Raw genomic sequence first — 20961 nt, 5'->3', positions numbered from 1 at the left:
CCACCGGAACGGGTGGCTATCCACAGTGGACGCCTCCTACTAGCTTGGGGGGATGACGGCCACCGCGGAGGTCACCCCGGGCGCCGCGGCGCCGCCGGCGCTCAGCCGCGGCCGGGTCAACGCCGTGTTCGGTGCGGTGCTGCTCGGCATGCTGCTGGCGGCACTGGACCAGACCATCGTCGGCACGGCGCTGCCGACCATCGTCGGCGACCTCGGCGGCGCCGGGCACCTGTCCTGGGTGGTGACGTCCTACCTGCTGGCCGAGACGATCATGACGGTGGTCGTGGGCAAGCTCGGCGACCTGTTCGGCCGCAAGCTGATGTTCCAGCTGTCGGTGATCGTGTTCGGCATCGGCTCGTTCTGCGCCGGGTTCGCCGACAGCATGGTCTGGCTGATCGTCTGGCGCGCGGTGCAGGGCCTGGGCGGCGGCGGGCTGATGGTCACCTCGACCGCGCTGATCGCCGACGTCGTCCCGCTGCGCGAGCGCGGCAAGTACCAGGGCGTGCTCGGCTCGGTGTTCGGCGTGGTGACCGTGGCCGGCCCGATGCTCGGCGGCTTCTTCGTCGACCACCTGTCGTGGCGCTGGGCGTTCTACGTCAACATCCCGCTGGTCCTCGTGGTGCTCCTGGTGGCGTCCTCGGCGATGCCGAACGCGCGCGCGGCGGTCAAGCCGGTCATCGACTACCTCGGCATCCTGCTCATCGGCCTCGCCGCGACCGGCTTGACCCTGGTGACGAGCTGGGGCGGCACGCAGTACGCGTGGGGCTCGCCGACCATCATCGGGATGGCGCTCGGCTCGGTCGTGCTGCTCGCGGCGTTCGTCTTCGTGGAGCTGCGGGCGAAGGAACCGATGCTGCCGATGCGGCTGTTCCGCAACCCGGTGTTCACCGTCGGCGGGATCATGAGCTTCGTCGTCGGCTTCGCGATGCTCGGCGCGCTGTCGTACCTGCCGACGTACATGCAGTACGTCCAGGGCACGTCCGCGACGACGTCCGGGGTCCGGTTGCTGCCGATGGTGCTGGCCCTGCTGGTGGCCTCGATCGCCGCGGGCAACGCGGTGAGCCGCACCGGGCGGTACAAGATCTTCCCGCTGGCCGGGGCGGCGGGCATGACGATCGGGCTGTACCTGCTGTCGCGGCTGGACACCGGCACCGGGTTCTGGGAGGCGTCGGCGTACATGGCCGTGCTGGGCCTCGGCATCGGGCTCGGCATGCAGGTCCTGACCATCGCGGTGCAGAACACGGTGGACTACGCCGACCTCGGCGTCGCGACCTCGGGCGTGACGTTCCTGCGCTCGATCGGCAGCTCGTTCGGCGCGGCGATCTTCGGCACGGTGTACGCGAACCAGCTGACGCCCAAACTGGCCGCCCTCCCGGTACCGCCGGGGGTGGACCCGCGGGCGCTGCAGGTACCCACGGCGTTGCACGCGCTGCCTTCGTCAGTGTCGGCGCCGGTGATCCGCGCGTACAGCGACTCGCTGCACGTGGTGTTCCTCGCGGCGGCGCCGGTCGGGTTGGTGGCACTGGTCCTGGCGTTCTTCCTGAAGGAGGTCCCGCTGCGCGACACGGCTCGGGCGGCGGCGCCGGACCTGGGCGACGGCTTCGCGATGCCGGAGGCCCGCACCGACGACCGCGAGCTGGAGCGGGCGGTGGCGACCCTGTTCTTCCGCGAGCGCCGCCAGGTGGCGCCGTCGATCATCGAGCGCGCCGGGGGAGACCTGGACGAGGGCGGGATGTGGTGCCTGCTGCAGGTCCACCTGCGTCGCCGCCGCGGTGAGCCGGCCACGTTGCCGGCGATCGGCTCGTACTTCGGCGTGCCGGCGCAGGTGCTGGAGCCGGCGTTCAACCGCCTGGAGCTGACGGGCCACCTGCGGTACACCCGGGACGGCTGGGAGCTGACGGCCGGGGGCCGCGCCGAGTTCGGCAAGGTGGTCCAGGCCTGGCACGACTGGCTGGCCGACCGCCTCGGCGACTGGGGGCCGGGTGACCGAGCCGAACTGGACGCGGCGATCGGCCGGGTCGCGGCCCGCCTGATGGACCAGAGCGCGGAGTCCCGCGCCTCCGGGCGGCACGCCCTCGCTTGACGTGCCGCGCCGGGCGTCAGCGGCGCCAGAAGTCGTGCGGGGTGCGGCCCGGCCGGAAGCCGCACGACTCCACCAGGGCCGCCGCCCGCTCGAAGCCGTGGCCGACCAGGCCCGGCTCGTGGGCGTCGCTGCCGAACGACACCGCCTCGCCGCCCACCTCGAACCACCACCGGACCACCTCGCCCGGCAACGGCACCTTCGTGTTGACCTCCAGCGCTCGCCCGCTTGCCCGCAACGCGCGCAGCACCGTCCGGAATTCCTCCTCGAAGTCCGCCGCCACGAACGGGGGGCCTTCGGCAGGCCATGAGCGCAGGGCGTAGTCGATGTGGGCCAGCACCGCGAAGTCCGCCGTCGACTCGACCAGGCCCAGCACCTCGCCCAGGTACGCCCGCAGCAGCTCGCCCGGCGGCCGGCCCGAGACCACCGTCAGCTCCTGGTGGTGCTCGCCGTCCGGCAGGGAGTGCACCGAGCCCAGGACGCGGTCGAAGTCGTGGGCCGCCAGGAGGGCGTCGGCGCGGGGGCGGTGCCAGTGCGGCTCGCTCAGCTCGACGCCCGACAGGATCCGCAGGTCCGGAAACCGCGCGCGGCACTCTTCGACGCACGCCAGGTACCCCGCGACGTCCAGGTCCGGCGGCTCCAGGACGCCGTCCGCGCGCAGGCGCACCCGGAAGTGGTCCGGCAGCAGCGGCCGGACCGGCTCCGGGATCAGCCACGGGGTCAGGTCCGCGTGCTCGGTGAACGCCACCGACGGCAGGCCCAGCTCGATCGCCCGCTCGCACGAGCCGATCATCGAACCGGTGACCGTGTCCCAGGACCATTCGGTGTGGACGTGCCCGTCCGTCGGGAGGCTCACCACGCCGATTGTGCACCACCGCCTTCCTCCCGCCGCCGCCCTTCGCGCCGCTGTACCGTCATGCCATGGCGTCCAAGGCTGTGGAGCTCGAGGTCGGCCCGCACACCGTGCGGATCTCCAACCCGGACCGGGTCTACTTCCCGGCTCGGGGTGAGACGAAGCTCGACCTGGTCAACTACTACCTCTCGGTGGGCGACGGCATCGTCAACGCCCTGCGCGAGCGGCCCTGCATGCTGCACCGGTTCCCGTCCGGGGTGGCCGGGGAAAAGGTGCACCAGAAGCGGGTGCCGAACGGTGCTCCGCCGTGGCTGGAGACGGTCCGGGTGACCTTTCCGCGGTACAACCGGCACGCGGACGAGCTGTGCGTCACCGAGCTGGCGCACGTCGCGTGGGCGGTGCAGATGGCCACTGTGGAGTTCCACCCGTGGAACTCGCGGCGGGCCGATACCGAGAAGCCGGACGAGTGGCGGATCGATCTCGACCCGATGCCCGATTGTGGTTACGACCGGGTGCGGCGGGTTGCCCACGTGGCGCACGAGATTCTCGACGAGCTCGGTGCGGTGGGCTTTCCCAAGACCTCCGGTGGCCGGGGGCTGCACATCTACGTCCGGATCGAGCCGCGGTGGGGTTTCGCCGAGGTCCGGCGGGCTGCGCTGGCCTTCGCCCATGAGGTGGAACGGCGGGCTCCGGACGACGTCACCACCACCTGGTGGCGGAAGGACCGGGATCCGCGGTTGCTCTTCGTCGACTACAACCAGAACGCCCGGGATCACACGATCGCCAGTGCCTACTCGGTTCGCGGAAATCCTGAAGGGACGGTTTCGACGCCGGTTCGGTGGTCGGAGATCGATGATGCCGAGCCGGGGGATTTCACGATCGCCACTGTTCCGGGCCGGTTCGCCGAGGTGGGTGATCTTCACGCCGGGATCGATGATGCTGTTTTCTCGCTTGAACCCTTGCTCGAGTGGGCTGATCGGGATGGTGTCGAGGCGCCTGATCCGGAGTGATTCCCGGGTGGTTGCCGGAGGTCTGGGTTCCTTGGTGCTTCGGTTGTGCGTGCTGCTTCGGTTTTGGTGCGGTCAGTCCAGGCGCTCGATGATTGTTGCATTGGCGAGGCCTCCTGCCTCGCACATCGTCTGCAAGCCGTAGCGGCCGCCCGTTTGCTCCAGGACCGACAGCAGTGTTGTGGCCAGCCTTGCTCCGCTGCCTCCCAAGGGGTGGCCCAGGGCTATGGCTCCTCCGTTGACGTTCACCTTCGCCAGGTCCGCTCCGGTCTCGTGCTGCCAGGCCAGGACCACGCTGGCGAATGCCTCGTTGACCTCGAATGCGTCGATGTCCGACACCTTCAGGCCTGCCTTGGCCAGGACCTTGTTCGTGGCCGGGATGATGCCCGTCAGCATCAGGAGGGGGTCGTCGCCCGCTACCGCGAAACTGTGGATTCGGGCTCGGGGCTTCAGGCCCAGTGCCGCTGCCGCCTCGGCGCTCGTGATCAGCAATGCTGCCGCGCCGTCGTTGATCGGGGAAGAATTGCCCGCCGTCACCTGCCAGGCCAGCTGAGGGAAGCGCTGCTCCCAGACATCCGCCCGGAAGGCCGGCTTCAAGCCCGCGAGGACCTCCGTTGTGGTGCCCGGCCGGACCGTCTCGTCGGTGGTGACCTCCCGCAGCGTGCCGTCCGGTCCCGGTGCCTTCAGCGGGGCCACCTCGGCCGCGAACTTCCCGTCCGCCCACGCCTTCGCCGCCCGCTGGTGGCTTTGCGCCGAGAACTCGTCCAGCTGTGCCCGGGTGAAGCCCCACTTCGCGGCGATCAGCTCCGCGCTGATGCCCTGTGGGACCAGGCCGTCCGGATAGCGGGCCGCCACCTGGGGGCCGAACGGGTCGCGGCCCGCCACCTGGCTGCCCATCGGGACGCGGCTCATCGACTCGACACCCGAGGCGATCACCACGTCGTACGCGCCCGCGATCACGCCCTGGGCCGCGAAGTGGACGGCCTGCTGGCTGCTGCCGCACTGGCGGTCGACCGTCACCGCCGGGACCGACTCCGGGAGCCCGGCCGCCAGCGCCGCCCAGCGGGCCGTGTTCATGCTCTGCTCGCCGATCTGGCCCACCGCGCCGCTGATCACGTCGTCGATGCGGGCCGGGTCCACGCCCGTGCGCTCGACCAGGGACCGCAAGGCGTGGGCGTGCAGGTCCACCGGGTGCACCCCGGCCAGTGTCCCGTTCGGCTTGCCCTTGCCGATCGGGGTTCGTACCGCGTCGACGATCACCGCGTCCGTCATGGCGTCTGCCTCCTCGCAGATCGGGGGTCCCTCCGGTATACGCCCGGTCGGTTGGAATCCACAACTCAGCTGTTCGCCACGTCACATGCGGTTGACGTGCTAGGTTGGATTTTCAATCCCGTGGAGGTGGCATGGTCCGGCGTGGTCGCGAATGCTCGGTCGCCGAGGCGCTGGAGATTGTCGGCGAACGGTGGAGCCTGCTCGCGCTGCGCGAGATCATGCTGGGGGAGCGGCGGTTCAACCAGATCGCCGAGAACACCGGCGCGAGCCGGGACATCCTGGCCGCGCGGCTGCGCAAGCTCGTCGACGCCGGCGTCCTCGAGAAGGTCCAGTACGAAGCCCACCCGCCGCGCCACGAGTACCACCCGACCGAAGCCGGCCGCGCACTGCAGCCCGTCCTGCTCGGTCTGATGGCCTGGGGCGACAAGTACGTCCACCAGGGCGAACCGCCCACCCTCTGGCGCCACGCCTGCGGTGAAGTGCTCGAGCCGGCCACCGTCTGCGCCCACTGCGGCGGCCCGGTCGACGCCCCGGGCACCCACGCGATCCGGCTCGGCGCCGTGCACGCCTGAACCAAGCCGGAACGGCCTCCTCGCATCCCCCGCGAGGAGGCCTTTTTGCTGCGCGGGCGTTGACTTGTGGCCCCGGTCACTGTAACTCTTGAACGAATCAGTGCAAGAACCTGACAGATAACCGGCAGATCGCGGCAGACGTCAGGAAGATTCCGGTTTCGCTCCGAGTCGTCTCCCTCCCCTCCCCGGATCAGAGGAACCGCATGAGAACGAAGCGTGTGTTGTCACCCGCGGCCGCCTTCGCCGCCTTGTCCCTGCTCCTCGCCACGCCCGCCGCTCCGGCCAGCGCGGCGCCGGCCGCTCCCGCGCCGGCCGTCCAAGCCGCCTCCGCGACCTACACCGCCAGCAGCCAGCTCGCCGGCTACCCCGTCTCGAACGTCGGCGACGGCAACCAGGACACCTACTGGGAAAGCGCGAACAACCAGTTCCCGCAGTGGGTCCAGGCCGACCTCGGCACGCCGACCGACGTCGCGCAGCTCGTGCTCAAGCTGCCGGCCGCGAACTGGGGTGCCCGCACCGAGACCATCAGCGTCCAGGGCAGCACCGACGGGACCACCTTCACCGACCTGAAGCCCTCCGCCGGGTACGTCTTCGACCCGGCCAAGGCCAACACGGTCACCGTCGACGTCAGCGGCAAGCCCCGGTTCGTCCGGCTGAACGTCAGCGCCAACACCGGCTGGCCCGCCGCCCAGCTCTCGGAGTTCGAGGTGCACGGCCCCGCCGGCGGCGACACGCAGCCGCCGTCCGCGCCCGGCAACCTCGCCTACACCCAGCCCGCGAGCGGCCAGATCCGGCTGACCTGGTCGGCGTCGACCGACAACACCGGCGTCACCGGCTACGACGTCTACGCCAACAACCAGCTCCGCGGCAGCGTCGCCGGGAATGTCCTGACCTACACCGACAGCCAGCCCGACGGCGCCACGGTCTCCTACTTCGTCCGGGCGAAGGACGCGGCGGGCAACCAGTCGGGCCCCAGCAGCACCGTGACCCGAACCGGCACGCAAGCCGGGACGAACCTGGCCCTGGGCAAGCCGATCACGGCGTCCTCGACGGAGTGGACGTACGTGGCGGGCAACGCGAACGACGGCTCCGTGGCCACCTACTGGGAGGGCGGCGGCGGGACCTACCCGAACCTTCTGACCGTCGCGCTCGGCGCGAACGCCGACCTGAACCAGGTCGTGGTCAAGCTCAACCCGGACCCGGCGTGGGGGCCGCGGACCCAGACGATCGCCGTCGAGGGCCGGGAGCAGAGTGCGTCCGCCTTCACCACGCTGGCCGCCGCCCAGAGCTACAGCTTCAACCCCGCGAGCGGCAACACCGTGACGATCCCGCTCGGCGGCCGCGCCGCCGACGTCCGCCTGCGCGTCACCGCCAACTCCGGCGCGGGCGGCGGGCAGGCCGCCGAGTTCCAGGTCTTCGGCGTCCCCGCACCCAACCCGGACCTGACCATCTCGGGGGTGTCCTGGTCGCCGCAGAACCCGGTGGAGACCGACGCGATCACCGCGTCGGCGACCGTCCGCAACGCGGGCACGGCAGCTTCGGGCGCGACGAACGTCAACCTCTACCTCGGAACGACCAAGGTCGGCACGGCCACCGTCGGCGCGCTCGCGGCAGGCGCTTCGACGACGGTGTCGGCGAACATCGGCACCCGGGACGCGGGCAGCTACCCGTTGACGGCCAAGGTCGACGAAGCCAACGCCGTCATCGAGCAGAACGAGGCCAACAACGCCTACACGAGCTCGGCGGCGCTCGTCGTCAGCCCGGTGCAGAGCTCCGACCTCGTCGCGGCCACGGCGTGGTCGCCGAACAACCCGTCCGCGGGCAACACGGTCACCTTCACCACGACCCTGCGCAACCAGGGCACGGTGGCGAGCGCCGGCGGCGCCCACGGCATCACGGTGACGATCACGGACCAGAACGGCACCGTGGTGAAGACACTCAGCGGGACCTACACCGGCGCGATCGCCGCCGGAGCCACCGCGAGCCCGGTCACCGTCGGCACGTGGACCGCCGCCAACGGCCGGTACACCGTCAAGACCGTCGTCGCGAACGACGCCAACGAGCTGCCCGTCAAGCAGGGCAACAACACCGGCACGCAGGCGCTCTTCGCCGGCCGTGGCGCGAACATGCCCTACGACATGTACGAAGCCGAGGACGGCGTCCTGGCGGGCGGGGCCGCCGTGGTCGGGCCGAACCGCACGATCGGCGACCTCGCGGGCGAGGCGTCGGGCCGCAAGGCCGTGACGCTGAACTCGACCGGCTCCTCGGTGGAGTTCACCACCCGCGCGGCCACCAACACCCTGGTCACGCGGTTCTCCATCCCGGACAGCGCGGGCGGTGGCGGGATCAACTCGACGCTGAACGTCTACGTCGACGGCACCTTCCTCAAGGCCATCGACCTGACCTCGCACTTCGCGTGGCTCTACGGCGCCGAGACCGGCCCGGGCAACTCGCCGGGCGCCGGCCCGCGGCACATCTACGACGAAGCCAGCATGCTGCTGGGCACCACGGTGCCCGCCGGCAGCAGGATCAAGCTGCAGAAGGACGCGGCGAACACGACGAACTACGCGATCGACTTCGTCAACTTCGAGCAGGCCACCGCGGTCGCCAACCCCGACCCGGCGCACTTCGCGGTGCCTGCCGGGTTCACCCAGCAGGACGTGCAGAGCGCCCTCGACAAGGTCCGGCAGGACACCACCCTCACCGGCGTCTACCTGCCGGCCGGGACCTACGCGTTGTCGAGCAAGCTGAACGTCTACGGCAAGGCCGTCACGGTCACCGGCGCCGGGCCGTGGTTCACGAAGTTCTCCGCACCCTCCGGGCAGGAGAACACCGACATCGGCATCGACGTGCAGGCGAGCGCGAATGGCTCGACGTTCAGCGGGTTCGCCGTGTTCGGCAACTACACGTCCCGGATCGACGGCCCCGGCAAGGTGTTCAACCTGACGAACGTCGCGAACCTGACGATCGACAACATCTGGGTCGAACACCAGGTGGTCATGGTCTGGGGCACCAACGTGGACAACGCCACGATCAAGAACTCCCGGATCCGCGACACCTTCGCCGACGGCGTCAACCTGACGAACGGGAGCACCGGCAACCACGTCACCAACATCGAGGCCCGGTCCACCGGTGACGACAGCTTCGCGCTGTTCGCCGCCACGGACCTCAACCCGGGCAACCAGTACGACAACGTGTTCGAAAACCTCACCGCGCTCACGCCGTGGCGTGCGGCCGGGCTGGCGGTGTACGGCGGGTACAGCAACACCTTCCGGAACCTCTACATCGCGGACACGCTGACCTACTCGGCGATCACGATCAGCTCGCTCGACTTCGGCTACCCGTTCCTCGGGTTCGGGCCGCAGCCGACGACGGTCCAGAACGCCTCCCTGGTCCGGGACGGCGGCCACTTCTGGGGCCAGCAGACCTTCCCGGCGATCTGGCTGTTCTCCGCGTCCAAGGAGTTCCGCGGCATCCGGGTGTCCGATGTGGACATCCAGAGCCCGACCTACAGCGGCATCATGTTCCAGACCAAGTACAACGGCACCACGCCGGAGCACCCGGTCGAGGACACCGTGCTGGCGAACGTGTCGATCACCGGCGCCCACCGCAGCGGGGACGCCTTCGACGCGAAGTCCGGGATCGGGATCTGGGCCAACGAGCTGCCGGAGCCGGGCCAGGGCCCGGCCGTCGGCTCGGCGACCTTCACCGGGCTGACCCTGGCCGACAACGCCGAGGACATCCGCAACCGCACCACCACGTTCACCATCAACCGCAGCTGAGCCAGGCCGCGCGGGCCCGCCGGGAAGCCGTTCCCCGGCGGGCCCGCGCCGTGCCAGGATGACGCCGGAGGTGGTCGACGTGCGGATCCTGGTCACCGGCGGCACCGGGCAGCTCGGCTCGGCGGTCGTGACGCGGCTGCGGTCGGCGGGCGAGGAAGTCCGCGTGCTCAGCAGGCGGGCGGCGCCGGACGTCGTCCGCGGCGACCTGCGGACCGGGCGGGGCATCGACAGCGCCGTCGCCGGGGTGGACGTCGTCGTCCACTGCGCCACCGACTACTTCGGGCGGGAGACGCAGCTCGCGCGCACGCTGATCGAGGCGGCGCGGTGGGCGGGCGGCCCGCACCTGGTGTACGTCTCGATCGTCGGCGTCGACCGGGTCCCGCTCGGCTACTACCGGGCCAAGCACGAGACCGAGGAGCTGTTCGCGGCCTCGGGCCTGCCGTACACGATCCAGCGGGCCACCCAGTTCCACGGCCTGGTCCGCACGCTCCTTTCCGGCGCGTCCCGGCTCCCGGTGGTGCCGGTGCCGCGGATCTCGTTCCAGCCCGTCGACGTCCGGGACGTCGCCCGCCGCCTCGCCGCCCACGCGGTCGACGACCCGGCCGGCCGCGCGCCCGACTTCGGCGGCCCGGAGATCCTCACCGCGACCGAGCTGGCCCAGGCGGTCGGCGAGGTGACCGGGCGGCACAAGCGGATCGTGCCGGTGAAGGTGCCGGGGGAGACGTTCCGGGCTTACGCCGGCGGCGGGCACCTGACCCCCGGGCACCGCGAAGGCGAGATCACCTTCCGCGAGTACCTGGCCGAGCACGCTCATATGTAATCCGATTAATTACGAAGAATCTTGACCTCGGCTCCGGATAGGTCATATGTTTGGCGAGCTGCACGCCGGTCCCGCCTTCAACGCCGAACGGATCCGACATGTCGAACCCTCCCTCTCGCCGTACGTTCGTCAAGCTCGGTGGCGCGGTCGGCGCCGGCCTCGCCTTCAGCGGGATTCCACCGTTCCTGGCCGGCGCGGACGTGCTGCGGCCGGCCGCGGCGGACCTGGTGCCGGACGCACGGGCGACCACGCTGTGGTACCCGGCTCCCGCGGCCGAGGACAAGATCATCGAGCAGGGGCTGCCGATCGGGAATGGTCGGATCGGTGCTCTCGTCGGCGGCGACCCCGCCACCGACTTCCTCTACCTCGCCGACGCGTCGTTGTGGACCGGCGGCGCCAACGACGTCCTCGAGGAGGACGGCCAGTTCCCGTACGAACGCGAGAAGTTCGGCACGCTCGGCCTGCTGGCGAAGCTGCGGATCTCGGTGCCCGCGCACACCGGCGTCACGGACTACCGCCGCACGCTCGACCTGAGCAACGGCCTCGTCGTGATCACCTACCGGCACCAGGGCGTCCGGTACCGCCGCGAGTACTTCGCGAGCCACCCCGACGACGTCGTGGTGATCCGGTTCAGCGGCGGCCCCGTCGCCGGCTCGGTGTCGCTGGAGCCCACCCGGGGCGAGACCTCCTCCGGCGCGACGGCGTTCACCGGCACGTTCGCCAACGGCCTGAAGTACGCGTGCACGGTGGCCGGCGGGACCACGTTCAGCGGCAACGACGTCGTCATCGTGCTCAGCGGCGGCACGAACTACGTGCCCGACGCGGCGCGGAAGTTCCTCGACGCGTCGCTCGACCCCCTGGCCCTGGCGAAGCGGAAGGCGGCCGCGGCACTGGCCGTGGGTGGCAGCGCCCTGCGGGCCACCCACGTCGCGGACTACCGGCGGCTGTTCGACCGGATGAGCGTCGACCTCGGCCACTCGCCGCCGGCCCGGCGGGCCCTCGACACGTGGTCGCGGCTGGTCGCCCGGCACGACCAGCCGGGTGTGCCCGACCCGGAGCTGGAGGCGAGCTACCTGCAGTTCGGGCGCTACCTGACGATCACCGGCTCGCGCGACGGCCTGCCGATGGGCCTGCAGGGCCTGTGGCAGAACACCAACACGCCGGATTGGATGAGCGACTACCACACCGACATCAACGTCCAGATGAACTACTGGCTGGCCGATCGCGCGGCGCTGCCGGAGAACTTCACTGCCCTGGCCGGCTACTGCCTCGCGCAGCTTCCCGTGTGGACGGACAGCACGAACCGGCTGTTCAACGACCCGCGCAACCGCTACCGGAACACCAGCGGGAAGGTCGCGGGCTGGGCGGTCGCCTTCTCCACCAACATCTACGGCGGCTCCGGCTGGTGGTGGCACCCCGGCGGCAACGCGTGGCTGTGCAATTCGCTCTGGGACCACTACGCCCACACACAGGACAAGGCCTACCTCGCCCGGATCTACCCGCTGCTCAAGGGAGCGGCCGAGTTCTGGGACGCGCGGCTGCTCCCGATGACCGTCGACGGCCGCGAAGTGCTCGTCGACGACCACGACTGGTCACCCGAGCACGGCCCGCAGGACGCCCGCGGGATCACCTACGCGCAGGAGATCGTCTGGGACCTGTTCGAGCACTACCGCGAAGCCGTCGCGGTCCTGGGCCGGGACCGCGCCTACGGCGACCGGATCGCCGGGCTGCAGAAGAAGCTGTACCTGCCGAAGGTGAGCCCGGCCACCGGCTGGCTCGAGGAATGGATGTCGCCGGACAACCTCGGCGAGACCACGCACCGGCACCTGTCCCCGCTGATCGGCTTCTTCCCGGGCGACCGCATCGCGGCCGACACGGCACCGCGCGAGCTGCTCGACGGTGTCCGGGCGTTGCTGATCGCGCGCGGGATGGACAGCTACGGCTGGGCGACCGCGTGGCGCTCGGCGTGCTGGGCGCGGCTCAAGGACGCCGATCGTGCGTACCAGCTGCTGCTCACCGTGCTGCGGCCGTCGGTGGACAACGGCAACGGGACCGCGCCGAACTTCTTCGACATGTACAGCCAGGGCAGCTACGCGATCTTCCAGATCGACGCGAACCTCGGCGCGCCCACGGCGATGCTCGAAATGCTGGTGTACTCGCGGCCGGGCGTGCTGGAACTGCTGCCCGCGCTGCCGTCGGCGTGGGCGGCGTCGGGCCGGGTGACCGGGATCGGCGCGCGCGGAGGCTTCGAGGTGGACGTCGAATGGCGGGCCGGGAAGGTCACCAAGGCGGTGCTCCGCAGCGTCGGCGGGACCCGGACCGAGGTGCGGGCCGGCACCTGGCGGCGGATCATCACCCTGCGGCCGGGAGCGTCGATCACGGTCCGGCCGAGTGAATGAGGTCGGCCCGCCGCGGGTATCCGGACGGCTGCACCGACGCAGGGGAGAGGACAGGATGATCCGCTGGGCGACGTTCGACTGCTTCGGCACGCTGGTGGACTGGCGCCACGGCATCACCACCGGGCTGGAGCTGCTGTTCCCCGGCCGCGGCGCGGACCTGCTCGAGGTCTACAACCGGATCGAGCCGCAGGTCCAGGCCGAAGTGCCGGTGCGGCGCTACCGGGAGGTGCTCGCCGAGTCCGTGCGGCGGACCGCGGCCGAAGCCGGGCTGGAGCTGGTGGCGGACGACGCGTCGGTGCTCGGCACCGGGCTGCCGTACTGGCCGGTGTTCCCGGACGTCCGGCCGGCCCTGTCCGCGCTGCGGGAAGCGGGCTGGCGGCTCGCGCTGCTCACCAACTGCGACCGCGACCTCATCGGCGAGACCCAGCGGCGGCTGGTGGTGCCGATCGACGCGATCGTGACCGCGGAGGACGTCGGCGAGTACAAGCCGGGGCACGGCCACTTCCGGCGGTTCGCCGCCTCCTTCGACGCGACCGCCGCGAACTGGGTGCACGTCGCGCAGAGCCACTTCCACGACATGGTGCCCGCCCAGGCGCTGGACATCCCGCGCGTGTGGGTCAACCGGCACGACGGCCCGCAGGACCCGGCGGTGGCGGACGCGGTCCTGCCCGGCCTGGACACCCTGGTCGAGACGGTCGAGCGGGTGCACGCCGGAGCCCGCTGACGGCCGTCACGGGTGGCGCACCGCGGCCCGGCGCGGCGGGAACAGCGCGGCCCACAGCGTCTTCCAAGGGTGCGCAGCCGGCCGCTCGCGCACCACCGGTGCCGGGCGCTCCCCGGCCCGGTACGCCATCTCCACCTGCACCCAGTCGTGGATCCAGTCGCCTCGCATGAGGGGCTCCTTCCGTCGTGAAGCCCAGGTTCGTCCTGAGGGGTGGGGCGTCGCATCGGGTGATCACGCAGTCCGGCGGCCCGGACCCCTTACGGGCGGATGGTGGACAAGCCGGTGCTCACCAGGGCCCGGCACATCCTGGGAACCTGACGCGCCCGTGCTACACCGCGCCCTGACGTCGCAGTGCGTCCACATCGAAGCCGAACTCCCTCAACACCGCGTCCGTGTGCTCGCCCAGCGCCGGCACCGGGGCCATCCTCGGCGCCCGGCCGGCCACCGTGATCGGCGGCAGCGTCGCCCGGATCGGCCCGCCCGGGGTCGCCACCTCCGCGAACCGGTCGCGGGCCGTGAGCTGGGGATGGGCCAGCACGTCCGGCAGGTCGCGGCGGCGGGCATACGCGATCCGGCCCGCTGCCAACCGTGCCTCCAGTGAAGCGCCGGTGAGCTCGGCGAAGATCGCATCGATCGCGGCTTCCAGCTCCGCCCGGTGGGTCACGCGGGCGCTGCCGGTGACGAACCGCGGGTCGGTGACCCAGTCCGGGCGGGCGACCGCGTGCTCGCAGAACGCCGCCCACTCGCGGTCGTTCTGCACCGCCAGCACCACTTCGCTCCCGTCGCCCGCGGCGAACGTTCCATAGGGCGCGATCGCGGCGTGGCTGGTGCCCGTCCTCGGCGGCGGCGTCCCGCCGTAACCCGCGTAGTACAGCGGGAAGCCCATCCACTCCACCAGCGAGTCGAACAGGCTCACTTCCAGTTCGGTGCCCTGCCCGGTGCGCTCGCGGTCGTACAGCGCGGAGAGGATGCCGGAGAACGCGTACATCCCGGCCCCGATGTCCGCGGCCGGGATACCGCTCTTGGCCGGCTCCTCCTCGGATCCGGTGACCGACACCAGTCCCGCTTCGGACTGGATGAGCAGGTCGTACGCCTTCGCGTCGCGGTACGGACCGGTCGAGCCGTAACCCGACACCGAGCACGTGATCAGCCGCGGCCGGGTCGCGCGCACGGCGGCCGCGCCCAGCCCGAGGCGGTCCGCGACGCCGGGCGCGAAGTTCTGCACGAACACGTCCGCCCGGTCCAGCAGCGCCGCCATCACGCCGGGCGCCGCGTCGCTCTTGAGGTCGAGGGCGACGCTCTCCTTCGACCGGTTCAGCCACACGAAGTGGCTGGAGAGGCCGTGCACGGTTTCGTCGTAGGCGCGGGCGAAGTCGCCGGTGCCCGGCCGCTCGATCTTGAGCACCCGGGCGCCGAGGTCGGCCAGGTGCCGGGTGGCCAGCGGCGCGGCCACGGCCTGTTCGCACGACACGACCGTGACGCCGTCGAGGGGCAAGGAGCGCATGGCCGCATCCTGCCATCCGCCGCCGGTATGACCGGGCCGGATCAACGGGAGTTTCGGGCAAAACCGTTGACGCGTCCCGAAGCGGGCTTGCAGTCTGAATCGATCAGCTGACCCCGGCGACCGGCGAGCGAGGTGCCCGATGGGCAGGGTGCGGCAGGCCGACATCGCGCGCGTGGCCGGGGTTTCCCAGGCGACCGTGTCGGTGGTGCTCGGCGGCAACCGCACCGGGGTCCGGCTGGCGGAGGCGACGCGGCTGCGCGTGCTGGAGGCCGCCCAGCGGCTCGGTTACGCCGATCCGCTCGCGAAACGGCAGGCGGGCCACGGCCTCTTCGGGATCTGCGCCGCCGGCCCGGCGTTCGAGGCGCACCAGGCGATCCTGGCCGGCATCGCGGCGGAGGCGGCCGTGCTCGGCAAGGATCTGATCATGTTCACCGCGCCCGGCCCCGGCTTCGCCCGCCGCAGCCGGCTCGCCGACGGCTGCCTGTTCTTCGGCGGCCCGGTGCCCGCGGAGCAGCTCGCCACCGGGTACCCGAGCGTCCACATCGGACGCTGTCCGGAGCTCGGTGACCGCGTCCCGTACGTCGACGCCGACCACGCATCGGCGTCCGCTGAAGTGCTCGCCCGGCTGCGGCAGGCGGGCCACCGGCGGATCCGCTACCTGCGCGAGCCGGCCGACACCCCGGCCGCGCGTGAGCGGGAAAGCGGCACCGGCATCGAGCCCGCCCTGGTGGTCCGCACCGACGGCACCGGCCTCGCGACGGCGGTCCGCGGCTGGCTCGCCGACGGCGTGACCGCGCTGGTCGTCGACGAGGCGGTGTTCGCTCCTGCCCAGCGGGCCCTGCACGCGGCGGCGGTGTCGGTCCCCGGTGACCTGTCGCTGGCGGTGCTCGGCTGCCCGCCGTCCAGTCCGGAAGCCAGCGGCTTCGAGGTGCCGCGGCGCGCCCTCGGCCGGGAGGCGGTGCGGCTGCTGGCGTCCGTCGTGGCCACGGGGGCAGGCGAGCCCCGGCTGCTCACCTGCCCGCCGGTGGCCGGGACGACGATCGCGTCGGTTCAGGACAGCGCGCCGTTGTAGTCCGGCAGCTTGAAGGTCCGCTCGGCGTGCCCGCCGTCGAGGTCGGTGGTGTTGTTGCCGATGTTCGCGACGATCGTGTAGCCGGCCTGTTCGATGGCGACCCGGGCCTTGGTCTTGTTGGTCTGCACCGGGTCGAAGTTGAACAGGGGACGCAGGTAGAGCCCGTCGTCCGGGTACCCGACCGCCTTCAGGTTCCCCTCGGTGGGCCACCGGAGCACCTCGGTGCGGTCGCTGACGAAGAGGACCGCGGCCCCCTTGGCCTGGGCGAACTTGGCGAGCGCGAGGACCGGCTTGACGGCCGGGGTGGTGAACCCGCCGTTGTAGTGGGTCTCCAGGCTCGTGTTGTCGATGTCGAGCACGATCGCGGTCCGCCCGCCCGGGACGGCGAGCCGCTGGGTGAGGTAGTCGGCGGCCGGCGTGGTGACCGCGGTGACGTCGGCGACCCAGGTGGCATAGGACGGCGCGGCGGCGGCCGTGACGGCGGGCCGGGCAACGGCGGCGTCGGCGACACCGGCGTTGCCGAGCAGCAGCAGGGCGGCGGAGGCGGTACCGGCCACGGCGAGGCGGGCTTTCGAGGCTGACATGGCTGACAGTCCACCAGCCGGTGGGGAGTGATCGTACCGGCAAGTAGCCGAATCTATTTCATGTTCGCGACGCGCTGGGAGACCGGAGCGCGCCGGGTCCCCGGTTCGGGCAGGATGCACCCGGGCCGGCCGGGACGGATTCACCGACTTCACCCGGCTGGCGGCGCGCCTGCGCGAATCGGGCCTGACCGTGTACGGCTTCGGCGAACGCAAGACGCCCAAGCCGTTCGTCGCGGCGTGCGACAAGTTCATCTAAGTGCGCGACCGGCGACAGCAGGCCCAGTCTGTATAACGTCGTACTCGGCCGGTCGGACGGCCGAGCTCAGCCTGTTCCCACGGCCAGCGCGTCCGACGGCGCCAATGATAGGAATGGCCGGTGACCGAACCGAACCTGATCGAAGCCGCCGCGGCCGAGGCCGTCACGCTGACCAGCGAGCTCATCCGCATCGACACGACCAACACCGGCGATCCCGACACGCTGGTCGGCGAGCGGGCGGCGGCGGAGTACGTGGCGGAGAAGCTGACCGACGCCGGCTACGAGATCACCTACGTCGAGTCGGGCGGGAAGAACCGGCACAACGTGATCGTGCGGCTCGAAGGCGCCGACCGCGAGCGGGGCGCCCTGCTCATCCACGGTCACCTCGACGCCGTGCCCGCCGACGCGTCGGAGTGGTCGGTGCACCCCTTCTCCGGGGCGATCCAGGACGGCTACGTCTGGGGCCGCGGCGCGGTCGACATGAAGGACATGTGCGCGATGGCGCTCGCGCTGGCCCGGCACTACAAGCTGAACAACATCGTGCCGCCGCGGGACCTCGTCTTCGCCTTCCTGGCCGACGAAGAGGCCGGTGGCAAGTACGGCGCGCAGTGGCTGGTCGAGAACCGGCCCGAGCTGTTCGAGGGTGTCACCGAGGCGATCAGTGAGGTCGGGGGCTTCTCGATCACGCTCAAGGACGACGTCCGCGCCTACCTGATCGAGACGGCGGAGAAGGGCATCCGCTGGATGAAGCTGCGCGTGCGCGGCACCGCCGGGCACGGCTCGATGATCCACCGCGACAACGCGGTCACGAAGCTGTCCGAGGCCGTGGCGAAGCTCGGCAACCACCGGTTCCCGCTGGTGCTGACCGACTCGGTGAAGGAGTTCCTGGCCGGCGTCACCGAGATCACCGGCTGGGACTTCCCCGAGGACGACCTGGAGGGCTCGGTCGCCAAGCTGGGCAACATCTCCCGGATGATCGGCGCGACCCTGCGCGACACGGCCAACCCGACCATGCTCACCGCCGGGTACAAGTCGAACGTCATCCCGTCCGTCGCCGAGGCCGCGGTCGACTGTCGGATCCTGCCAGGCCGGCTGGAGGCCTTCGACCGCGAGCTGGACGAGCTGCTCGGCCCGGACATCGAGAAGGAGTGGATGGAGCTCCCGCCGGTCGAGACCACCTTCGACGGCGCGCTCGTGGACGCCATGACCGCGGCGGTCCTGGCCGAGGACCCGGGCGCGAAGACGCTGCCGTACATGCTGTCCGGCGGCACCGACGCGAAGTCGTTCCAGGAGCTGGGCATCCGCAACTTCGGCTTCGCGCCGCTCAAGCTGCCCGCGGACCTCGACTTCTCGGCGCTGTTCCACGGCGTCGACGAGCGGGTCCCGGTGGAGGCGCTGAAGTTCGGCACCCGCGTACTCGACCGGTTCCTGCGCACCAGCTGATGACCGGGTTCGCGCTCGCCGACGGCACGCCCCTGCAGGTGATCCGCAGGGGCGACCCGGCCGCGCCGGTGACCGTGGTGTTCGTCCACGGCTACGCGCTCGACCAGCGCAGCTGGGGCCGTATCGCGCCACTGGTGCCGGACGCCGCCGACGGGCCGGTGGCCGTGCTGACCTTCGACCAGCGCGGTCACGGCGGCTCCGGGCGGGCCCGCCGCGGCACCGCGACCATGGCCCAGCTCGGCGACGACCTCGCCGAGCTGCTGACCCGCGAGGTGCCCGACGGCCGGGTGGTGCTGGTCGGCCACGACATGGGCGGCCTGGCGATCATGTCGCTGTCCCAGCGGCACCCGGCGTTGTTCTCCGAGCGGGTGTCGGGGCTGGTGCTGCTGGCGACGTCGTCGGGCACCCTCGCCACCGAGGTGTCGGCGACCTGGCCGAACGCGCTGGGCAAGCTGGCCCGCGACCTCGAAGCGGTGCTCGGCTCGAAGCTGTTCGGCGTGGTGCGCGAGCACACCAGCCGGGCGGTCAGCGCGGGCCTGCGCTGGTGGCTCTTCGGCGACGACCCGGACCCGGACCTGGTCGAGCTGACGGTCAAGATGATCCGCGGCAACTGGCCCCACACGGTGTCGGTGTTCCGCCCGGCCATGGACGCCTACGCGCGCGACGCGGCGCTGGCCCAGGTCGCCGACCTCCCGGTGACGGCGATCGTGGGGGAGCGCGACCGGATCGTCCGCGCGTCCGATGTGGAGCACTGGGTCCGCGGCCTCGGCAACGGGACGGCGGTGGTGCTGCCGGGGGTGGGCCACGTCGTCCCGCTGGAGGCCGCGGCCCAGGTGCTGCCGCGGGTGGTCGCGCTGGTGAACGCGAGCCGGCGCGCCTGAGGTCAGCGGGTGCCGGTGGCGACGAACATCGGCACCGCGACGAACAGCCGGTCGTCGCGGGCGCGGGCCGACTGCTCCTCCAGCCAGGTGCCGTCGCCGCCGAGGTTGGCCAAGACCGGCAGGGCCGCCACGTCCGTCCACACCACCGTGTGAACCTCGACCGTCACCTGCGTGAACCCGTGGTCCAGCAACAGGTTCCGGTACCGCCGCGCGATCCGCGGGTGTGGCATGCCGTCCGCTCGCGTGTGGACGATCGCGCGGGTGCGCGCCGGATCGTCCGAGTCGATGACGATCGTGTCCCAGTCCTGGCCGGTGAGCACCGCGCGGCCGCCCGGGGCCAGGACGCGGCGGGCCTCGGCGACCGCGAGCGCGGGGTCGGGCAGGACGTGCAGGACCTTGTCGGCGCGGTAGCCGGTGACCGCGCCGTCGTCGAGGGGCAGGGCGGTCGCGTCGGCGACGTGGAACTCGCCGTCCGGCCAGCGCGCGGCCGCCACCGAGATCATGGCCGGGTCGGCGTCGACGCCGATGGCCCGCACCCCGCGGGCGGCCAGCTCGCCGACGGCCCGCCCGCCGCCGCAGCCGACGTCGACCACGACGTCACCAAGTCCTTCGTAAGTACGTTCCCGCAGGTGGACGGCTTGCGGGCGGTCGTCGAGGGCGTCGAGGAGGCTCAGCAACGTGGACATGCGACCCATCCTGCGACTTAATGCCGACATGAAGTCAATCGGCGAAGTGGCGGCCCGGTTCGGGCTGCCGGCCCACGTGCTGCGCTACTGGGAGGCGGAAGGGCTGCTGACCCCCGCCCGCGCCGGCAGCCGGCGCCGGTACACCGACGCGGACCTCCGGCGGGTGGCCGCGATCCTGGTCGCCAAGGAAGCCGGGTTCGAGCTCGCGGACATCCGTTCGATGCTGACCGACCGGTCCGCGGCCGGGCGGGCGGCGATGGCGGCCCGCCAGCGGGAGCGGCTCCGGACCCGGATCGCGCGCGCCCAGGCCGCGCTCGAGCTGATCGAGGGTGACTGCCGGCACGAGGACCTCATGAGCTGCCCGCACTTCCAGACCCTCATCGACCGACAGCTCGATCGTTCTTGACAACTTCTCTGTTCGGCTGGATGCTGGGCGCATGTTTCCCGTGGCGGTGATCGAAGACGCGGCGGCGGCCGAGGTGTCGCTGGACCCGGTCCGGGCCCGGCTGCTGGCCGAACTGGCCGAACCGGCCTCGGCGACCATGCTCGCCGCGCGCGTCGGCCTGCCGCGCCAGAAGGTCAACTACCACCTGCGCGCGCTGGAGAGCCACGGCCTGGTCGAACTGGTCGAGGAACGCCGCAAGGGCAACGTCACCGAGCGGATGATGCGGGCGACGGCGGCCTCGTACGTCATCTCGCCGACGGCGCTGGCCGCGGTGCAGCCGGACCCGGCCCGCTCACCGGACCGGCTCTCGGCGCGGTGGCTGCTCGCCGTCGCCGGCCGGCTCGTGCGGGACGTCGGCCTGCTGATCACCGGCGCGGCCAAGGCCAAGCAGCGCCTGGCGACGTTCGCGCTCGACGGCGAGGTGCGGTTCGCCTCCGCCGCCGACCGGGCCGCGTTCGCCGAGGAGCTCACGGCCGCGGTCACCACGCTGGTGGGGAGGTACCACGACGAGGCGGCCGAGAAGGGCCGCTCGCACCGGGTGGTCGTCGCCGTGCACCCGAGCGTCCCGGAGGAGTCCTGAA

19 protein-coding genes are annotated in these 20961 nt (G+C 71.6%); 13 read left to right on the top strand and 6 right to left on the bottom strand.

Features of this window, described 5'->3' with window-relative positions; translation table 11 throughout:
• Window positions 1-52 precede the first annotated feature (52 nt).
• A complete protein-coding gene (locus tag H5965_RS25420) occupies window positions 53-2083 on the top strand; it encodes an MDR family MFS transporter (RefSeq protein WP_310972756.1) in 2031 nt (676 codons plus the stop codon).
• A 16-nt stretch (window positions 2084-2099) separates the two neighbouring features.
• Here H5965_RS25420 and H5965_RS25415 read toward each other — a convergent pair whose 3' ends face one another.
• Window positions 2100-2936 (bottom strand): PHP domain-containing protein, encoded by an 837-nt coding sequence (locus tag H5965_RS25415; RefSeq protein ID WP_310972755.1) that lies wholly within the window; start codon window positions 2934-2936, stop codon window positions 2100-2102.
• A gap of 65 nt (window positions 2937-3001) precedes the next feature.
• Here H5965_RS25415 and ligD point away from each other — a divergent pair, with 65 nt between their 5' ends.
• On the top strand, window positions 3002-3943 hold the full coding sequence (ligD, locus tag H5965_RS25410; RefSeq protein ID WP_310972754.1) for a non-homologous end-joining DNA ligase: 942 nt from the start codon (window positions 3002-3004) through the stop codon (window positions 3941-3943).
• A gap of 72 nt (window positions 3944-4015) precedes the next feature.
• Here ligD and H5965_RS25405 read toward each other — a convergent pair whose 3' ends face one another.
• Complete coding sequence (locus H5965_RS25405; protein WP_310972753.1) at window positions 4016-5212, bottom strand: thiolase family protein; 1197 nt, start codon at window positions 5210-5212, stop codon at window positions 4016-4018.
• A gap of 131 nt (window positions 5213-5343) precedes the next feature.
• Between H5965_RS25405 and H5965_RS25400 the strand changes: the two genes are divergently transcribed.
• The 5 genes from H5965_RS25400 to H5965_RS25380 all read left to right on the top strand — a co-directional run bounded on the left by H5965_RS25400 (window position 5344) and on the right by H5965_RS25380 (window position 13509).
• On the top strand, window positions 5344-5784 hold the full coding sequence (locus H5965_RS25400; RefSeq protein ID WP_310972752.1) for a helix-turn-helix domain-containing protein: 441 nt from the start codon (window positions 5344-5346) through the stop codon (window positions 5782-5784).
• A gap of 203 nt (window positions 5785-5987) precedes the next feature.
• The gene (locus H5965_RS25395) at window positions 5988-9566 is read left to right on the top strand and encodes a discoidin domain-containing protein (protein WP_310972751.1); all 3579 of its coding nucleotides are present in this window, start codon (window positions 5988-5990) and stop codon (window positions 9564-9566) included.
• A gap of 58 nt (window positions 9567-9624) precedes the next feature.
• Window positions 9625-10386 carry an NAD(P)H-binding protein gene (locus tag H5965_RS25390; protein ID WP_310972750.1) on the top strand — a complete coding sequence of 254 codons (762 nt, stop codon included), beginning with the start codon at window positions 9625-9627 and terminating at the stop codon, window positions 10384-10386.
• A 98-nt stretch (window positions 10387-10484) separates the two neighbouring features.
• The gene (locus H5965_RS25385) at window positions 10485-12785 is read left to right on the top strand and encodes a glycosyl hydrolase family 95 catalytic domain-containing protein (protein WP_310972749.1); all 2301 of its coding nucleotides are present in this window, start codon (window positions 10485-10487) and stop codon (window positions 12783-12785) included.
• Window positions 12786-12840: 55 nt separating this feature from the next.
• Window positions 12841-13509, top strand: a complete 669-nt coding sequence (locus H5965_RS25380; protein ID WP_310972748.1) for an HAD family hydrolase — start codon at window positions 12841-12843, stop codon at window positions 13507-13509.
• A 6-nt stretch (window positions 13510-13515) separates the two neighbouring features.
• Here the strand turns inward: H5965_RS25380 and H5965_RS25375 are convergent, their stop codons facing one another.
• On the bottom strand, window positions 13516-13677 hold the full coding sequence (locus H5965_RS25375; protein ID WP_310972747.1) for a hypothetical protein: 162 nt from the start codon (window positions 13675-13677) through the stop codon (window positions 13516-13518).
• A 160-nt stretch (window positions 13678-13837) separates the two neighbouring features.
• Window positions 13838-15013 (bottom strand): CaiB/BaiF CoA-transferase family protein, encoded by a 1176-nt coding sequence (locus H5965_RS25370; RefSeq protein ID WP_310972746.1) that lies wholly within the window; start codon window positions 15011-15013, stop codon window positions 13838-13840.
• 139 nt (window positions 15014-15152) lie between these two features.
• On the opposite strand from H5965_RS25370, the gene H5965_RS25365 reads away from it, so the two are divergent.
• Window positions 15153-16085 (top strand): LacI family DNA-binding transcriptional regulator, encoded by a 933-nt coding sequence (locus tag H5965_RS25365; protein WP_310972745.1) that lies wholly within the window; start codon window positions 15153-15155, stop codon window positions 16083-16085.
• Here H5965_RS25365 and H5965_RS25360 read toward each other — a convergent pair.
• Window positions 16064-16669, bottom strand: coding sequence for an HAD family acid phosphatase (locus H5965_RS25360; RefSeq protein ID WP_310972744.1), 606 nt, complete (start codon window positions 16667-16669; stop codon window positions 16064-16066). The genes H5965_RS25365 and H5965_RS25360 overlap by 22 nt on opposite strands.
• Window positions 16670-16724: 55 nt before the next feature.
• Here H5965_RS25360 and H5965_RS25355 point away from each other — a divergent pair, with 55 nt between their 5' ends.
• The 3 genes from H5965_RS25355 to H5965_RS25345 all read left to right on the top strand — a co-directional run bounded on the left by H5965_RS25355 (window position 16725) and on the right by H5965_RS25345 (window position 19249).
• Window positions 16725-16925: an NYN domain-containing protein gene (locus tag H5965_RS25355; RefSeq protein WP_310973211.1), complete on the top strand. Its 201-nt coding sequence runs from the start codon at window positions 16725-16727 to the stop codon at window positions 16923-16925.
• A gap of 120 nt (window positions 16926-17045) precedes the next feature.
• Window positions 17046-18368, top strand: coding sequence for a M20/M25/M40 family metallo-hydrolase (locus H5965_RS25350; protein ID WP_310972743.1), 1323 nt, complete (start codon window positions 17046-17048; stop codon window positions 18366-18368).
• A complete protein-coding gene (locus tag H5965_RS25345; RefSeq protein ID WP_310972742.1) occupies window positions 18368-19249 on the top strand; it encodes an alpha/beta hydrolase in 882 nt (293 codons plus the stop codon). The genes H5965_RS25350 and H5965_RS25345 overlap by 1 nt, the downstream gene beginning before the upstream one ends.
• Before the next feature lie 2 nt (window positions 19250-19251).
• Here H5965_RS25345 and H5965_RS25340 read toward each other — a convergent pair whose 3' ends face one another.
• On the bottom strand, window positions 19252-19935 hold the full coding sequence (locus tag H5965_RS25340) for a methyltransferase domain-containing protein (RefSeq protein WP_310972741.1): 684 nt from the start codon (window positions 19933-19935) through the stop codon (window positions 19252-19254).
• Window positions 19936-19963: 28 nt separating this feature from the next.
• On the opposite strand from H5965_RS25340, the gene H5965_RS25335 reads away from it, so the two are divergent.
• Complete coding sequence (locus tag H5965_RS25335; RefSeq protein ID WP_310972740.1) at window positions 19964-20341, top strand: MerR family transcriptional regulator; 378 nt, start codon at window positions 19964-19966, stop codon at window positions 20339-20341.
• 31 nt (window positions 20342-20372) lie between these two features.
• Window positions 20373-20960, top strand: a complete 588-nt coding sequence (locus H5965_RS25330) for a helix-turn-helix domain-containing protein (protein ID WP_310972739.1) — start codon at window positions 20373-20375, stop codon at window positions 20958-20960.
• Window position 20961 lies beyond the last annotated feature (1 nt).

Origin of the sequence: Amycolatopsis sp. 505, assembly GCF_031625235.1 — a bacterium.
In the GTDB taxonomy this organism is placed as follows: Bacteria; Actinomycetota; Actinomycetes; order Mycobacteriales; family Pseudonocardiaceae; genus Amycolatopsis.
The sequence above is the reverse complement of the archived record's forward strand: the minus strand, read 5'-3'. Positions and strand labels throughout refer to the sequence as shown.

What these genes read in the sequence shown, in the direction of transcription:
- ligD (WP_310972754.1), top strand. Translation starts at nt 3,002, where the DNA reads ATGGCGTCCAAGGCTGTGGAGCTCGAGGTCGGCCCGCACACCGTGCGG.
- H5965_RS25330 (WP_310972739.1), top strand. Translation starts at nt 20,373, where the DNA reads ATGTTTCCCGTGGCGGTGATCGAAGACGCGGCGGCGGCCGAGGTGTCG.
- H5965_RS25405 (WP_310972753.1), bottom strand. Translation starts at nt 5,212, where the DNA reads ATGACGGACGCGGTGATCGTCGACGCGGTACGAACCCCGATCGGCAAG.
- H5965_RS25400 (WP_310972752.1), top strand. Translation starts at nt 5,344, where the DNA reads ATGGTCCGGCGTGGTCGCGAATGCTCGGTCGCCGAGGCGCTGGAGATT.
- H5965_RS25375 (WP_310972747.1), bottom strand. Translation starts at nt 13,677, where the DNA reads ATGCGAGGCGACTGGATCCACGACTGGGTGCAGGTGGAGATGGCGTAC.
- H5965_RS25385 (WP_310972749.1), top strand. Translation starts at nt 10,485, where the DNA reads ATGTCGAACCCTCCCTCTCGCCGTACGTTCGTCAAGCTCGGTGGCGCG.
- H5965_RS25395 (WP_310972751.1), top strand. Translation starts at nt 5,988, where the DNA reads ATGAGAACGAAGCGTGTGTTGTCACCCGCGGCCGCCTTCGCCGCCTTG.
- H5965_RS25340 (WP_310972741.1), bottom strand. Translation starts at nt 19,935, where the DNA reads ATGTCCACGTTGCTGAGCCTCCTCGACGCCCTCGACGACCGCCCGCAA.
- H5965_RS25345 (WP_310972742.1), top strand. Translation starts at nt 18,368, where the DNA reads ATGACCGGGTTCGCGCTCGCCGACGGCACGCCCCTGCAGGTGATCCGC.
- H5965_RS25360 (WP_310972744.1), bottom strand. Translation starts at nt 16,669, where the DNA reads ATGTCAGCCTCGAAAGCCCGCCTCGCCGTGGCCGGTACCGCCTCCGCC.
- H5965_RS25365 (WP_310972745.1), top strand. Translation starts at nt 15,153, where the DNA reads ATGGGCAGGGTGCGGCAGGCCGACATCGCGCGCGTGGCCGGGGTTTCC.
- H5965_RS25380 (WP_310972748.1), top strand. Translation starts at nt 12,841, where the DNA reads ATGATCCGCTGGGCGACGTTCGACTGCTTCGGCACGCTGGTGGACTGG.
- H5965_RS25335 (WP_310972740.1), top strand. Translation starts at nt 19,964, where the DNA reads ATGAAGTCAATCGGCGAAGTGGCGGCCCGGTTCGGGCTGCCGGCCCAC.
- H5965_RS25390 (WP_310972750.1), top strand. Translation starts at nt 9,625, where the DNA reads ATGACGCCGGAGGTGGTCGACGTGCGGATCCTGGTCACCGGCGGCACC.
- H5965_RS25370 (WP_310972746.1), bottom strand. Translation starts at nt 15,013, where the DNA reads ATGCGCTCCTTGCCCCTCGACGGCGTCACGGTCGTGTCGTGCGAACAG.
- H5965_RS25420 (WP_310972756.1), top strand. Translation starts at nt 53, where the DNA reads ATGACGGCCACCGCGGAGGTCACCCCGGGCGCCGCGGCGCCGCCGGCG.